Origin of the sequence: Paraburkholderia aromaticivorans (assembly GCF_012689525.1) — a bacterium.
Lineage (GTDB): Bacteria > Pseudomonadota > Gammaproteobacteria > Burkholderiales > Burkholderiaceae > Paraburkholderia > Paraburkholderia aromaticivorans_A.
In genome coordinates this window covers 4289941-4302840 of sequence record NZ_CP051516.1, presented here as the reverse complement: position 1 = coordinate 4302840, position 12900 = coordinate 4289941, and the positions used below count along the sequence as shown (strand labels likewise).

The 12900-nt window shown below is 62.0% G+C and carries 16 protein-coding genes and 1 pseudogene; 9 read left to right on the top strand and 8 right to left on the bottom strand.

The annotated features are described in order from the left end of the window. The first annotated feature begins 94 nt into the window (after positions 1-94). The 4 genes from HF916_RS47740 to HF916_RS47725 all read left to right on the top strand — a co-directional run bounded on the left by HF916_RS47740 (position 95) and on the right by HF916_RS47725 (position 2622). Positions 95-748, top strand: a complete 654-nt coding sequence (locus HF916_RS47740; RefSeq protein WP_168795472.1) for a lytic transglycosylase domain-containing protein — start codon at positions 95-97, stop codon at positions 746-748. Positions 749-904: 156 nt separating this feature from the next. Then, positions 905-1591, top strand: a complete 687-nt coding sequence (locus HF916_RS47735; protein WP_168795471.1) for a DUF2242 domain-containing protein — start codon at positions 905-907, stop codon at positions 1589-1591. 576 nt (positions 1592-2167) lie between these two features. Continuing rightward, a complete protein-coding gene (locus tag HF916_RS47730) occupies positions 2168-2374 on the top strand; it encodes a hypothetical protein (protein WP_168795470.1) in 207 nt (68 codons plus the stop codon). Beyond that, the gene (locus tag HF916_RS47725) at positions 2371-2622 is read left to right on the top strand and encodes a hypothetical protein (RefSeq protein ID WP_168795469.1); all 252 of its coding nucleotides are present in this window, start codon (positions 2371-2373) and stop codon (positions 2620-2622) included. Before HF916_RS47730 ends, HF916_RS47725 begins: the two co-directional genes overlap by 4 nt. 84 nt (positions 2623-2706) lie before the next feature. On the opposite strand, the gene HF916_RS47720 is transcribed toward HF916_RS47725, so the two are convergent. Beyond that, the gene (locus HF916_RS47720) at positions 2707-3639 is read right to left on the bottom strand and encodes a DMT family transporter (protein ID WP_168795468.1); all 933 of its coding nucleotides are present in this window, start codon (positions 3637-3639) and stop codon (positions 2707-2709) included. Positions 3640-3727: 88 nt separating this feature from the next. Between HF916_RS47720 and HF916_RS47715 the strand changes: the two genes are divergently transcribed. Both HF916_RS47715 and HF916_RS47710 read left to right on the top strand, forming a co-directional pair. Next, positions 3728-3991, top strand: coding sequence for an IclR family transcriptional regulator C-terminal domain-containing protein (locus tag HF916_RS47715; protein ID WP_240975733.1), 264 nt, complete (start codon positions 3728-3730; stop codon positions 3989-3991). A 224-nt stretch (positions 3992-4215) separates the two neighbouring features. Then, positions 4216-4425, top strand: coding sequence for a hypothetical protein (locus HF916_RS47710; protein ID WP_106286059.1), 210 nt, complete (start codon positions 4216-4218; stop codon positions 4423-4425). Positions 4426-4579: 154 nt separating this feature from the next. Here HF916_RS47710 and HF916_RS47705 read toward each other — a convergent pair whose 3' ends face one another. Both HF916_RS47705 and HF916_RS47700 read right to left on the bottom strand, forming a co-directional pair. After that, positions 4580-4858 (bottom strand): hypothetical protein, encoded by a 279-nt coding sequence (locus tag HF916_RS47705; RefSeq protein ID WP_168795467.1) that lies wholly within the window; start codon positions 4856-4858, stop codon positions 4580-4582. 129 nt (positions 4859-4987) lie between these two features. Beyond that, positions 4988-5749, bottom strand: coding sequence for a Mut7-C RNAse domain-containing protein (locus HF916_RS47700; protein WP_168795466.1), 762 nt, complete (start codon positions 5747-5749; stop codon positions 4988-4990). A 94-nt stretch (positions 5750-5843) separates the two neighbouring features. On the opposite strand from HF916_RS47700, the gene HF916_RS47695 reads away from it, so the two are divergent. Then, entirely contained in the window at positions 5844-6713 is an 870-nt protein-coding gene (locus HF916_RS47695; protein ID WP_168795465.1) for an NAD(P)-dependent oxidoreductase, read from the top strand. A gap of 75 nt (positions 6714-6788) precedes the next feature. Further along, on the top strand, positions 6789-7424 hold the full coding sequence (locus HF916_RS47690) for a LysE family translocator (protein WP_168795464.1): 636 nt from the start codon (positions 6789-6791) through the stop codon (positions 7422-7424). A gap of 272 nt (positions 7425-7696) precedes the next feature. Here HF916_RS47690 and HF916_RS47685 read toward each other — a convergent pair. The 4 genes and pseudogenes from HF916_RS47685 to HF916_RS47670 form a co-directional block, all read right to left on the bottom strand. Further along, positions 7697-8256: pseudogene (locus HF916_RS47685) on the bottom strand (OmpW/AlkL family protein); the annotation flags it as partial. A gap of 183 nt (positions 8257-8439) precedes the next feature. After that, positions 8440-9387 (bottom strand): N-acetyl-gamma-glutamyl-phosphate reductase, encoded by a 948-nt coding sequence (argC, locus tag HF916_RS47680; RefSeq protein ID WP_168795463.1) that lies wholly within the window; start codon positions 9385-9387, stop codon positions 8440-8442. A gap of 183 nt (positions 9388-9570) precedes the next feature. Continuing rightward, positions 9571-10143, bottom strand: coding sequence for a flavodoxin family protein (locus HF916_RS47675; protein ID WP_168795462.1), 573 nt, complete (start codon positions 10141-10143; stop codon positions 9571-9573). Between the two features lie 221 nt (positions 10144-10364). After that, the gene (locus HF916_RS47670) at positions 10365-10967 is read right to left on the bottom strand and encodes a YbhB/YbcL family Raf kinase inhibitor-like protein (protein ID WP_168795461.1); all 603 of its coding nucleotides are present in this window, start codon (positions 10965-10967) and stop codon (positions 10365-10367) included. A 265-nt stretch (positions 10968-11232) separates the two neighbouring features. Here HF916_RS47670 and HF916_RS47665 point away from each other — a divergent pair, with 265 nt between their 5' ends. Then, entirely contained in the window at positions 11233-11922 is a 690-nt protein-coding gene (locus HF916_RS47665; RefSeq protein ID WP_168795460.1) for a response regulator, read from the top strand. Between the two features lie 92 nt (positions 11923-12014). Here the strand turns inward: HF916_RS47665 and HF916_RS47660 are convergent, their stop codons facing one another. Beyond that, a complete protein-coding gene (locus HF916_RS47660) occupies positions 12015-12701 on the bottom strand; it encodes an orotate phosphoribosyltransferase (protein ID WP_007179868.1) in 687 nt (228 codons plus the stop codon). Positions 12702-12900 lie beyond the last annotated feature (199 nt).

The following is a 12900-nucleotide window of genomic DNA, read 5'->3' as shown; positions in this document are numbered from 1 at the left end:
GCCGCGATTCATAAGACGAATATCGGTCTTTCTGGGTCTAATTTGGGGGCAGAGCTATAATGGCCGGATCCCCTTTTTTTTCCCGTCCTCCGTTATGAGCCGGTTACTTTGCCTGATCGTGCTTTCGCTCGGCCTGATGCAGACCGCGACGGCCGACGAAAACACCGACCGAATGTCCGCGTATCTGACGCAAAAATTCGGTCTGGCAAAGGAAAAGGCTCAAAAGATTTCCGACGCGGTGCAATCGGCCGCCTCGAAGTATTCCCTCCCGCCTGCGCTCCTGCTGGCGATCATCTCGATCGAATCCCGCTTCAAGGAAAAGGCCAAGGGCGCCAACGGCGCGACCGGGCTGATGCAGGTCGTGCCGGACGCGCATCGGGGACTGTTGAGGAACGTCAAGGACCTCACCGAGCCGACCGCGAATATCGAGGTGGGCTCGGCGATTCTGTATGGCTATATGCGCTCGGCGAACGGCGACATGAACGCCGCGCTCAAGAGCTACGGCGGATCGCAAGCGTACGCGCAGAAAGTGAGCTTGCGTGTCGAAGACTTCGCGGCGGTCGCCCCGTCGCAAGACGCTGCCCAGCAAGCGGACGCGCAGTCCGGCATGTGCGCGGCGCGACCGACGTCGGACCGTTGCGCGGCGCCGGGCAATTGGGCCAATGCGTTCACCGTCCCGGCCGTCAATAGCGCCGGGTTGAACGGCGTAGCTACGTCGGCGACGGGACTTCCCGCGACATCACGCTAAGCGACATTCCGTCTCTTTTCCCGCCGCGGCGTCGCAGCTGCGGTCATGCATTGTCACGTCCCCTAAGCGCCCCGCTGCGCGCTTTTTACGCACAGTTGCCAACCGCTCTACAATGCATTCCCATTCGCGCTGACGCAGCGCCTCTTTCGATCGACCATGTTGACCTCGCTCTCCAGAATCACAGCCGCCGCGTGTGTCGGCCTGCTGACCCTTGCCGCCTGTAGCAGCACGCCGCAGCCGAAATTCCAGCAGGAATTGTTCGAAACGGGCGCGAGCCCGTACGCGCGCAATTTCAATTCGAGCACGACGGATAGCTGCGAGGCCGCGCGCCGCGCGCTGTTGAGCCAGGGCTATCTGACGACGATGACGCGCAACGACACCGTCGACGGCACCAAGAACTTCCAGCCGACCGGCGATACCCACGTGGTCGTCGAATTTCACGTGGTCTGCACGCCGGGAGAAGAGGCGAGCGACACAAGCATCGTCTACGTCAATGCGGTGCAGAACGGCTTTGCGCTGAAGAAAAGCGATACGTCGGCGAGTGTCGGGCTGAGCGTGCTGGGTTCGTTGTCGCTGCCGATCCGCTCGAACAGCGATGCGATGGTCAAGATTTCGAGCGAGACTATTCCGTCTGGAAAGTTCTACGACCGGTTCTTCGGGCTCGTCGGCCACTATCTGCAAACGGTGGTGCGCACGCAGCCAGTCGCCAATAACCGCATCGAGACGCGCCTCTTGCCGGTACCGGTCGAAGTGACGGCGCTGCCGCCCGTTCCCGAGATGCCCGACGCGATCGGCAAGGCGGCGTCCGTGCAACCGGCGAGCGGAGCTGCCGTAGCGCCCTGATCCATCCGCGGGAGTTCGCGCTGTCGAGGCTGGTCAAGACCCGATCAACCTTCGATCTCATCGCGATGCATCACTTATCCTATGTCTTTTACTTCAGATGTATACATATGTAGTAATAGTTAACAAGGGTTAACCCCTTCTGTGGATAACTCCCGAATGTTGTGTCACATCAACGTCATGCAAACTCCAAAACCCTGCGGATCACGTCTGTAGAAAAACTACCATGTCGGGATAACTTTGACGGGGCTTGCCTCGCGAGCGGTCTTATCAAGATTCCACCCACAGGCTGTTCCATGCGCTATCCCAAAGTTATTCATAGGGAAATGTGGATAACTCGCGTTTGAAGTCGTTTCTCCAACGGTTGCCGGGCAAATTATTCAACTCGTCCAAGCGCTCGCCAGCGTACAGACCGCCCCCCGCCAGACGCGCACATTGAAGACGGACGGTACAAAGATTGCGTCTCTCTTTTTGCAAGCGCAACTGTTGCTATTTAGTCAAAACCATTTCGACAACGCCCGATCCAGGCATAGAGTTAAAGTGTTTTCTGAAGTTATTGGTGCAGTGCGGGGGTGTGTAATGAAACGCAGAACAGCACGACAGCTTGTCCGTCTCCTCTCGGATATCCGACATGCCACCCATTGCAGCACGCTGCGGGCGGCAGCCACCAACCGGACCATCGCGCTAGCATCCTCTGAACACGAAGCGGACGTCGCCGACGGCGACGACAACACCGACGCCACGCGCGACGCGCATCAGGACAAGCCCGCCCGGAGCAGATCATGAGAACGGCAAGCGAACAGTCGCTGCGGTTTCTGGTCGAGAAATGGCTCGCGCCGGAGCCTTCAGCGCCGGTTCATGTCACCGAATTCAGCCGCACTCGCCTGGGAGGCCGGCGTTATGTGCGCGTCGAGACTTCGCTTCAGGCGGGCTCACGCGGGCTGTTCTTCTTTCGTCACGACGACGGCTGCTGGTGTGTGTTTCCGCCGACCGCCGATACATCGGCTTTGCTTGCGCATCCGCGGGCGGCCTGAGGGCGGTAGGCAGCCCGACGACACCGGCCGCCTGCGCAAATACCTCGCACGCTTCGGCGTCGAATGCGGCGACTGGCTCCGTCCTCAAGACGACGCGTGAGGCATGCATTCACGCCTGCGTCGCCACGCCGGCATCACCTGACACACGATCAAACCCGTGAGCATCAGCGCGCATCCGAACAGCGCGCGCGCCGTCAGTGTTTCGCCGAGCACGAGCCACGCCGCAAGCGCGGCGAACACGCCTTCCATGCTGAAGATCACCGCCGCGTGCGACGGCGCCGCATGTCTTTGCGCGACCACCTGAATCGTGTAAGCGACGCCGACCGACAGCGCCCCGCCGTACAGGATGGTCGGCGCGGCGCGGACGATCACCGCGAAGCTGATTGGTTCGATGGCGAGACCGACAACGAGGCATACGAGCCCGCACGTCACGAACTGCACGAGCGCGAGCATCAGCGTGTCGTGGCGCAGCGCGAAACGTCCGACCAGCATCATCTGAATGGAGATCACGAGCGCGCCGGCAAGCTGATACCAGTCGCCGTACAGCATCGAAAAATGTTCGTTGACGCTCAGGAAATACATGCCCACGGCCGCGAGCGCCGCACCGAGCAACGTGCTGATTCCCGTGCGATGTTTGAACAGCACGCCCAGCAGCGGCACGATCACGACGTACAGCGAACTGATGAAACCCGCGTTGGCGACCTTCGTGTATTGGAGACCGATCTGCTGCAGTGAAATCGAGGCGGCCAGCACTACACCGAGCAGCGCGCCCGCGCCGAGTAGCTCACGTGCGCCACCGGGTTCGCGCTTCGACAGTTCGGCGAGTGCGGAGCGCCGCACGCAAACGATCAGCGTCAGCACGACGAGCGCGCCGAGCAGGAAGCGCAGGCCGGTGAAGAGAAACGGTCCGATCGCATCGAGACTCAGGCGTTGCGCGACGAACGCGGAACCCCAGATTATCGCGGCAATCAGCATTAGCACATTGGCACGCAGGTGTTGGCGGGTTTCGGCTTTCAAAGGTGGTCTTTCTAATTCGGTTGTTGTGACGGGCAGGCGTCGATTTTATCCGCGTGCGCGGAAGTGGCTGGCGTCGTATCCGACCAAGGTGTTCACGCCCCACACCTATTCGACGATCGACGAGTTGCGCGATGTGCTCGGCGAAATTCGCCGCAATGGCTACGTGGTCACCGACCAGCAACTGGAGTTGGGCGTGCGCGGTGTCGCGGTGCCGCTGTGCGACCGGCATGGTTCGGTCGTGGCGGCGATCAGCGTCAGCATGCCGATCGGACAGGAGTCGGCCAATGCCGCGCTACACCGGGTGTTGCCGACCCTTTTGGAGAACGCCAGCCTGCTGCGCAACGTCGTTTGAGGCGGTCTAGGTGAATCCCCTGGTATGGGGTGCTTAATGGGTGAAAGCGGGCCGAAAGCAAGCTGTCTCCCGGAAAATACATATCGAGTTTTGGGCATGACAAACCGCCTACACTGGGTAATACTCTCCCGCGGGGAGCGGGAAGGCGCCTCAAGCCCTGTCTGCTTCACCGTGCAGCTTATTCATTCACATTGACTCAGTCGTCCAGGTTTGGGGAACAACACATGAAAAAAGTTATCGTCTCGCTCGCAGCCGCTTCGATCGCGCTGGTTTCTGTTCAAGCTTTCGCACAAGCGTCGGACGCAGCACCGGCTGCTGCAGCAAGCGCGCCGAAGAAGCATCACGTCAAGAAGCTGAACACGCACGGCAAGCGCGCTCCGGTTTCGGCAGCCGCTTCGGCAGCTGGCACGAACGACAAGGGCACGCAAAACTAAGCTGCCGCCCGATTCTTCGGGCCAGCTTCGCCGGTCGATCGCACGGCGCCGCTAGCCGGCGAGTGCAGCACGATCCGGATAAAGGCGTCGCAAGCAAAAAGGCCAGAGCACGAGCTCTGGCCTTTTTGCATTTCGGGCAGGTTTGTTGCGGCGATTAGCCGGCAAGGCCGCGCTTGATGACTTCGTTCAGCAGACCGGTCATCCCTTCGGGATGGGTCGCGGCGCGCTCTTTCAGTTCGGTCACCAGATCGCCGTTCAGCTTGCAAGCAAACGCGACGAGGCCTTGCGCCTGATCGAGCTTGCGCTGTTCGCGGCGATCGAGCTTCGGGTCGGCCGCGGCGGCTTTGCCGAAACGGTCGGCGGTCGACAGCTTCATTGCGTTGTTCAGCTTGAGTGCCTTGTTCTTTTCAAGGTCAGTCTTTTTCATCGACATACGGAAGGCCTCTGCCAGATAAGTAATCCCGCATTGTACGCACCGCGCCGGACGTCGCGCGAGCGCGCGACGTTTGGGTTCCGCGCGCACGGATTGGCACGCGCATCCAGAACCGGGATGAACCTCGAGCTAGGTTCGAACGGACTGGCCCGGCACGGCAGCCACGCTGTCCATCAGCGCGCGCATTCTTTGCCAATGGGTGCCTTCCCAGAACACGCGACGGCAAACGTCGCAGGTAACGAATTGCGCATGCCGTTCCAGCACACCGTCGGGCGCACGCGTGCCGACTTCTTCCTTGGGGATGCGCCGCAGCGGCACATTGCACATCAGGCATAAGCGGAACGGTTGCGCGCTGCCAGCCAGATCGAGCCGTTCAAACACTTCGCGCAATTGTTCGCGCGGCCTGAGCGTGCGAATGTAGCAGCCATGCGTGATGCTGCGGCGTTTCAATAACTCGCGGTCGCGTGTCAGGACGATGCGCTGCTGCGCGGCGGCGAGCGCTTCGATGTCGGCGTCGGGAAAGTGGTTGTCGTACAGCGTATCGAAGCCGGCGAGCCGCAGAAGCGGCGCTAGACCGCCCAGATGCGCGTCGGCGATGAAACGCACCACGCGCAGCGGACGTTCGCGCACGCGCAGGAGCGGCTGGATATCGAGCGCTTCAAACTTCGGATAGACGGCTATGCGATCGCCGTCCGCGAGAGGATGATTGAAACCGACCGACTCGCCGTTGACCAGAATCAGCTCGACCTCGGTGTGCGGCACGCCGAGCACTTCGATCATGTGCTTCGCGGTGGCGCCCGGCGCACAGGCGTAGCTGAACGCGCGCCGGCGCAGCGGCCGGGCGAGAAAATCGTTCAGCTCCTCGTAGAAGCGGAATGTCGCGGTCACCATCACCGCAGTATCGCACCGTGTTTCTTTGCGCGCTGTCCTGCACGTGTCGCATGGGTGTGTTTTACTTCCAGTTCTTTAGAAGACGGAGCGACAGATGGACATCGGTTTTATCGGTCTCGGCGAGATGGGCGCCGCGATGGTTGCAAACATGTTGAAAGCCGGGCATCAGGTGCGCGTGTGGAACCGCTCACCGGAGCGCGCGCAGCCGCTCGCCGACGCAGGCGCGCGGGTCGTCGCGACGCCGGCCGAAGCGTTTGCGGGCGACGCCGTGTTCTCCATGCTCGCCGACGATAGCGCCTTGCGCGAGGTCATCACCGCTTCGTTGCTGGAAAACGCTCCGCGCGGGCTGATCCACGTGAACATGGCGACGATCTCGGTGGCGCTGGCCGAGGAACTGGCGACGGCGCACGCGTCGCGCGGCGTCAACTACGTCGCCGCGCCGGTGCTGGGCCGGCCCGATGTCGCGGCGGCGGGCAAGCTGACCATCGTGGCGGGCGGACCGGCCGAATCGATCGACCGCGTTCAGCCGATTTTCGATGTGATCGGCCAGAAGACCTGGCGCATCGGTTCGCTGCCGCAGCAGGCGAATGTTATGAAGCTCGCCGCTAACTTCATGCTCGGCGCGGCGGTCGAGACGCTCGGCGAAGCGGCCACCCTGGTGACCGGGCACGGCGTCGCCATGCAGGATTTCCTCGACGTCATCACGAGCGGCCTGTTTCCGGGGCCGGTCTATTCCGGCTACGGCAAGCTGATCGCGGAGCAGCGCTACGAGCCGGCGCTGTTCAAGGCGCGTCTCGGTCTGAAAGACATTCGTCTCGCGCTGGCCGCTGCCGACGCCGTGACGACGCCGCTGCCGATCGCCAGCGTGGTGCGCGACAGCCTGATCGAAGCCGTGGCTCACGGCGACGGCGAGAAGGATTTCGCGGTGCTGGGCCAGGTTGCCGCACGGCGAGCCGGGCGCTAAGACCAACTGACAGGCGGCACTGAAGGACGAGGGCGGGCATAATAGCCGCCCGATCCCTTATCCCACCTGATTCCCATGAGTCTGCATACTTGGTGGCTATTCGTCGCCACTGTCTTCGTCGTTTCCGCGATTCCCGGTCCGAACATGCTGCTCGTGATGACGCACGGCGCCCAGCACGGCCTGCGCCGCTCCAGCGCGACCATGGCGGGTTGCCTGTCGGCGCTGGTGCTGATGCTGGCGGTGTCGGCGGCGGGTCTCGGCGTGTTTCTCGAGGCGTGGCCGACCATGTTCAACGCGCTGCGGATGATCGGCGCGGCTTACCTCGTGTATCTCGGCGTCAAGGCGTGGCGCGCGCCGGCTGACGAAGCCGCCGCCGGCGACGCCGACGAACTGGCCGCGAAGCCCGCGCGCTCGCGCTTCGCGCTGTTTCGCAACGGCTTTCTCGTCGCGGGCAGCAATCCGAAGGCGATTCTGTTCGCCGCGGCGCTGTTGCCGCAATTCATCGACGCCGCGCAGCCCAAGCTGCCGCAGTTCGGCGTGCTCGTCGCCACTTTCGCCGTGATCGAGGTGAGCTGGTATCTGGTCTACGCGGGATTCGGCACGCGCATCGGCGCGAAGTTGAAGAGCCGTAGCGTCGCCCGGATGTTCAATCGTCTGACGGGCGGCGTGTTCGTCGGCTTCGGCGCGATGATGGCGCTGATGCGCCACTGACCGCAAGGCACAGCGCCACGTCAACGGAGGCGGCGAGACATTTAGCGATGTGTTGCGTATTTGCAACATCGAGGGTCTACCCTAATTTGCATGTTGCGCCGCACCAAGCCGTTTGCTATAGTTTGTCTTGTCTCCTCCATGTCTCCTCTGATATGGATTCAGCCCGCCAACTTAGGCGGGCTTTTTTTTGCCTCGAATTTCCGGTTCCCAGAAAAGACAAAGGCGGCTGACCCTTGCGCGGGGCAGCCGGCTTTGTTGCGTCAGGACCGAACTTAGAACTTGTACGAGACGGCGAGGAACGAAATGATCGGGTCGGCCTTCAGCTCCGCCTTCGACACACCCAGTTCCGTGCCGTCCGCCGCCTTGATGATGACCGACGAGGTCGTCTTCAGCGGAATGTAGGTGACCGATGCCACGAGGCCCCAGTGATCGGTGGTGTTGTACGCGAGGCCGCGTTGAACACGGGCGCCCATGACGACGACGCTTTCGCCGACACCTGCGTCTGACCCGGTTTGCCCGCGCCGGCGGCCAGCACCGCGCCGAGGTTGTTCTGCGTCGACTGGATGAAGTTCTGGCTCAACTGAACGTCGGAGAACCAGTTGTACGACACGCCGATGCCGACAAACGGCCGAAAATGCGCCGTCGGCGCATTGAAGTAGTACTGGAACAGCAGCGCCGGGCTCCACTGGCGCACGCTCTTGACGATCGGATTGGCCTGCGGATCGCCCAGATCCTGCTGGCCGAGCGCGCCGGCCGGTCCCGGTGGTTTGATGGTGCCGTGCCCACAGATCTTGAAGACCGGCGGCACGCCCGCCACCGTCGTCACGGCGACTTGAGCCACTTCGGCGTGTACGTCATCGCTGTCGCGTCGATGTTCAGTTGCACCACTTCGCCGCTACCTCGCCACCCAGGAAGGAAATTTGAGGGGCGCGCATTTAAAACAAAAAGGCCGGTCTGCAAAGACCGGCCTTTCAATTTATTGACGGCGAATTGCCGTCCGTAATTTCAAGTGGGATTAGCGTTTCAAGCCGCTTTCTTCAGCGGTGCCGATTGCGAGGTTCATGCACTGGATCGCCGCGCCCGACGCGCCCTTGCCCAGGTTGTCCAGACGCGCGACGGTCACGAAGCGCTCTTCGTTGCCGAACACGAACAGGTCGACCCGGTTGGTATCGTTGTTCGCCTGCACGTCGAAGAAGCCGCTGTCGAGGTTCGCTTCCGCGTCGAACGGTGCGACGTGCACGAAGGCCTCGCCCGCGTAGTACTCGGCGAACAGCGCCTGCACGTCTTGCGGCGTGGCTTTCTTCGCCAACTGGTTCGGCGAGAAGAAGGTGGTGACCGCGAGACCCTTGTAGAAATCGCCGACGATCGGCGTAAAGATCGGCGCCGACTTCAGGCCCGTATGCGCGGCCATTTCCGGCAGATGCTTGTGCGTGAGACCGAGCGCGTACGGACGCGGGCTCTTGAGCTTGTCGTTACCGCCGGCTTCGTAGTCGGCAATCATTTTCTTGCCGCCGCCGCTGTAGCCGGTGATCGAGTAAGCGTGCGCGGCGAACTCGGGCGCCACCACGCCGGCTTCGACCAGCGGACGCATGGCGAGCACGAAGGCCGACGCATGGCAGCCCGGCACGGCAATGCGTTTCGCCGTGCGCAGACGCTCGCGTTGCGAGCGGGCCAGTTCGGGCAGGCCGTAAGCCCAGTCGGCGGATGTGCGAAACGCGGTGCTGGCATCGATCAGCACGGTGCGATCGTTCTCGACCAACGAAGCGGATTCGCGCGAGGCGACATCGGGCAGGCACAGGAATGTGACGTCCGACGCGTTGATGAGACGACGGCGCTCTTCGAGGTCTTTGCGCTTCGCTTCTTCGATACGCAGGATCTCAACGTCGGCGCGTTGCGACAGGTATTCAAAAATCTTCAGGCCGGTCGTGCCTTCCTGTCCGTCGACAAAAACTTTCGTGCTCATCTCGCTCTCACTGGCTTGCTGGAAACGGGGCGCGACACCGCGCCGGAACGTCATTTTAAGACGTGACGGCGCCAGACGTGCAAAAGGGGTGAAAAAACGACGATGCGCGCCGAATATGACATCGGCGTGACCCGTTATGCGGCAGATGCAAGCCGATGCCGGCCGATCGCGGCAATCCGCGCGTCAGCGGGCCGCGGCGATCCAGCGCGCCGTGACTGCGGCGACGCGCGCGCCGAACATCCGCGCTGTTTCGAGATCGCCGGCGGGCGGTGCTTCTTCCGGCGACGCGTCGGCCGGTGACTGCGTGAGCAGGCCGGTAGAGCCGCCCACATAGTTCAGGTCGTTGCGGGTCGCCGCCTTGGTGTTGGACGGCATCATGCCGGTGCCCGCCCAGATCATGCCGTGCTGCATGGCCAGCGTGACGAAGTACTGGATCGTCGAGAACTTGTCGCCGTTCATGGTCGCGGAGTTGGTGAAGCCGGCCGCGATCTTGTCCTTCCATGCCTGCTCGAGCCACGGCTTCGAACTCGCATCGGCGAATTTCTTGAAGTCGGCGGAGGGGCCGCCCATGTAGGTCGGCGCACCAAAAATGATGGCGTCGGCCGCGGCCAGTTCGGCCCAGGCTGCATCGTCGATCTCGCTGACCGGCATCAGTTTCGCATCCGCGCCGGCTTCGAGGGCGCCCGACAGCACGAACTCGGCGGCTTTCTTCGTGTGGCCGTAGCCGCTGTGATAAACGATGACGATCTTCGACATGAGACTCTCCAGCAAAGTGAAAAGACGATGGGTCGGGCACGGCAATGGTGCGCATCTGCCGGTGTGCGACGGCGGCAAGCATGTCGCACACTGCCAGGCCGCACATTAGCGTGCGCGGATGACAGAATTTCCGCGCGGGCGGCAATACGACGCAAGCCGTAAGCCAGCCACAGCGGCGCGGTTTGCACGCAACGCGCTGCGATGCGATGCGATGCGCGAGGCTAGCGCCCGTAATTGACCACCATTCGCGCAAAGCCGAGCGTGGCGGTGCCGATCTCATGATCGAACATCAGCGCGGGACGGCCTTGCGCGAGGCGCAGGTCGACGGTGCTGAGCGCGTAAACGGTGACGATGTAGCGATGCGGTTTCCCTGGCGGCGGACAGGGACCGCCATAGCCGTCGGTATCGAAATCGTTGCGCGCTTCGACCGCGCCGAGTTTGCTGAGGAAGCCGGAAGAACTCGCATTCTCCGGCAAGCTGCTGACCGTCGCCGGAATGCCTGCCACCGACCAGTGCCACCAGCCGCGGCCCGGCGCATCCTGATCGAACATGGTGACGGCGAAGCCGCGCGTGCCGGGCGGCGCGTCGTGCCACGAAAGTTGCGGTGAGCGGTTGCCGCCTTTGCAGTCGTCCTGATTGAAAACTTGAGCGTCCGCCACGCTGCCGCCCGCGCGGAAGCTGGTGCTGGTCAGCGCAAACGCGCCTTCGGCAAAAGCATGGGGGCCTTGCGCGGCCAGTAGCGCGAGGCCCAGCATGACGCAGGGAAACGACGGCAGACGGCGGAACGGCGAAGCAATCGAAACAACCAGGCAACGCGAGCGCATGTGCCGGTTCTCCTGTGAGGGCGCGAGGCGGTTGTCCTCGCGATGGTTATTGTCCCTATTTTGTGCCTCAAGGTCGATTCAAGTCTAACATTAGCTCTACGACGCATCATTGTTGCGGTCTGTTGGAATTTGCAGACCAGAATCGGCTATAGTCGGAGGAATTTTCCGCGCGGAGATAGGCCGCGCCCTCACCTGTTTCAGTAGCTAGAATCCATAAGACATGTCGGAAGTTTTGCAGAGTGGTTTATCTGTCGAGGGGAGGGCAATGCAAGATCCAGTTAGGGTCGTGGTCGCTGACGACCATCCGGTTATTCTGTTCGGCGCCGAACAGGCTTTGCTCAAGTTTCCCGGTCTGCAGGTCGTCGCGCGTGCGCGACAGTCAACCGAATTGATCAAGGTGCTGCAAACCATTGCCTGCGACGTGCTCGTCACGGATCTGGCAATGCCAGGCGGTCAATATGGCGACGGGTTGCCGCTGATCGGCTATCTGCGCCGCAATTTCCCCAAGCTTCCCATCGTCGTCCTGACGATGCTCGAGAACGCCGCGTTGCTCAAGCGGCTGAGCGAACTCGGCGTGACGTCCGTCGTCAACAAGTCGGACGATCTCAGCCACATTGGGCTCGCGGTGCAGCACGTCAGCCGCAATCTCGAATATATGAGCCCGTCGGTCAAGGCGTCGCTCGATACATTGCGCATGAATGCCGGTGGCAAGAACGACGAAGTGATGCTGTCGAAACGCGAACTGGAAGTGGTGCGCCTGTTCGTGTCGGGCATGACGATCAAGGAGATCTCGGAGCACCTTAACCGCAGCATCAAGACCATCAGCACGCAGAAGAACACCGCCATGCGCAAGCTCGGCATCGAACGGGATTCCGAGTTGTTCCAGTACGCACAGAGCAATGGCTTGCTGAACCTGTCGTCGCATTCAACCGAAGACAAAAGCGGAGTGTCTTAAAGTCGAACACAAGACTTAAGGCAAAAATAGAAAAGGGCGCCTGTCGATGAGACAGGCGCCCTTTTTATTCGATCCGTGCGAGGCGGAGAGGCTTACTGCGGCGTCGAGGTTGCGCCGCCGTGCGCCGCCGACCATTCAGCCGGTGCGTGCAGGAATTTTTCCACTTCGTCGAGCGTCTTGGTGTCGAAGTACTTGTTTTCCTTCGCGACGCGCAACACGTCCCACCACGTGGCAAGCGCGTGCAGATCGACGTCGATGTCTTTCAGCACCGACACGCTTTCCTTGAAGATGTTGTAGTGGAACAGCACGAAGCAGTGGTTCACCGTGGCGCCGGCGGTGCGCAGCGCGTTGATGAAGTTGATCTTGCTGCGGCTGTCCGTCGTCAGGTCTTCCACCAGCAGCACGCGTTGACCTTCGGTCAGCAGGCCTTCGATCTGCGCGTTACGGCCGAAACCCTTCGGCTTCTTGCGCACGTATTGCATCGGCACCATCAGGCGATCGGAGAGCCATGCCGCGAACGGGATGCCGGCGGTTTCGCCACCGGCGACGGCGTCGATCTGCTCATAGCCGACGTCGCGCAGAATCGTGGTCTCGGCCATTTCCATCAGGCCGCGGCGCACGCGCGGATACGAGATCAGCTTGCGGCAATCGATATAAACCGGGCTCGCCCAGCCGGACGTGAAAATGTACGGTTTCTCCGCGTTGAAGTGCACTGCTTGCACTTCCAGCAGCATTTTGGCGGTCGTGTCGGAGATCGTCTGGCGATCGAAGCCTGTCATGGGCGGGATCCTTGGGTGTGAGCGGGGAGAAGCGGGTGCGGGGCCCGGTGGCGCAGCTAGCGTGGTATGCCGCGCCATGTTGGGCGGAATACGCGGCTGGTCAGTGGAGTGCAGGCCGGTTTTTGCTGCGCGCGTAGGCCGACATTTTACCCGAAACGGACCATTCCGAGGAGGCTGTCGTGCGTGGCCGCGGTGAATG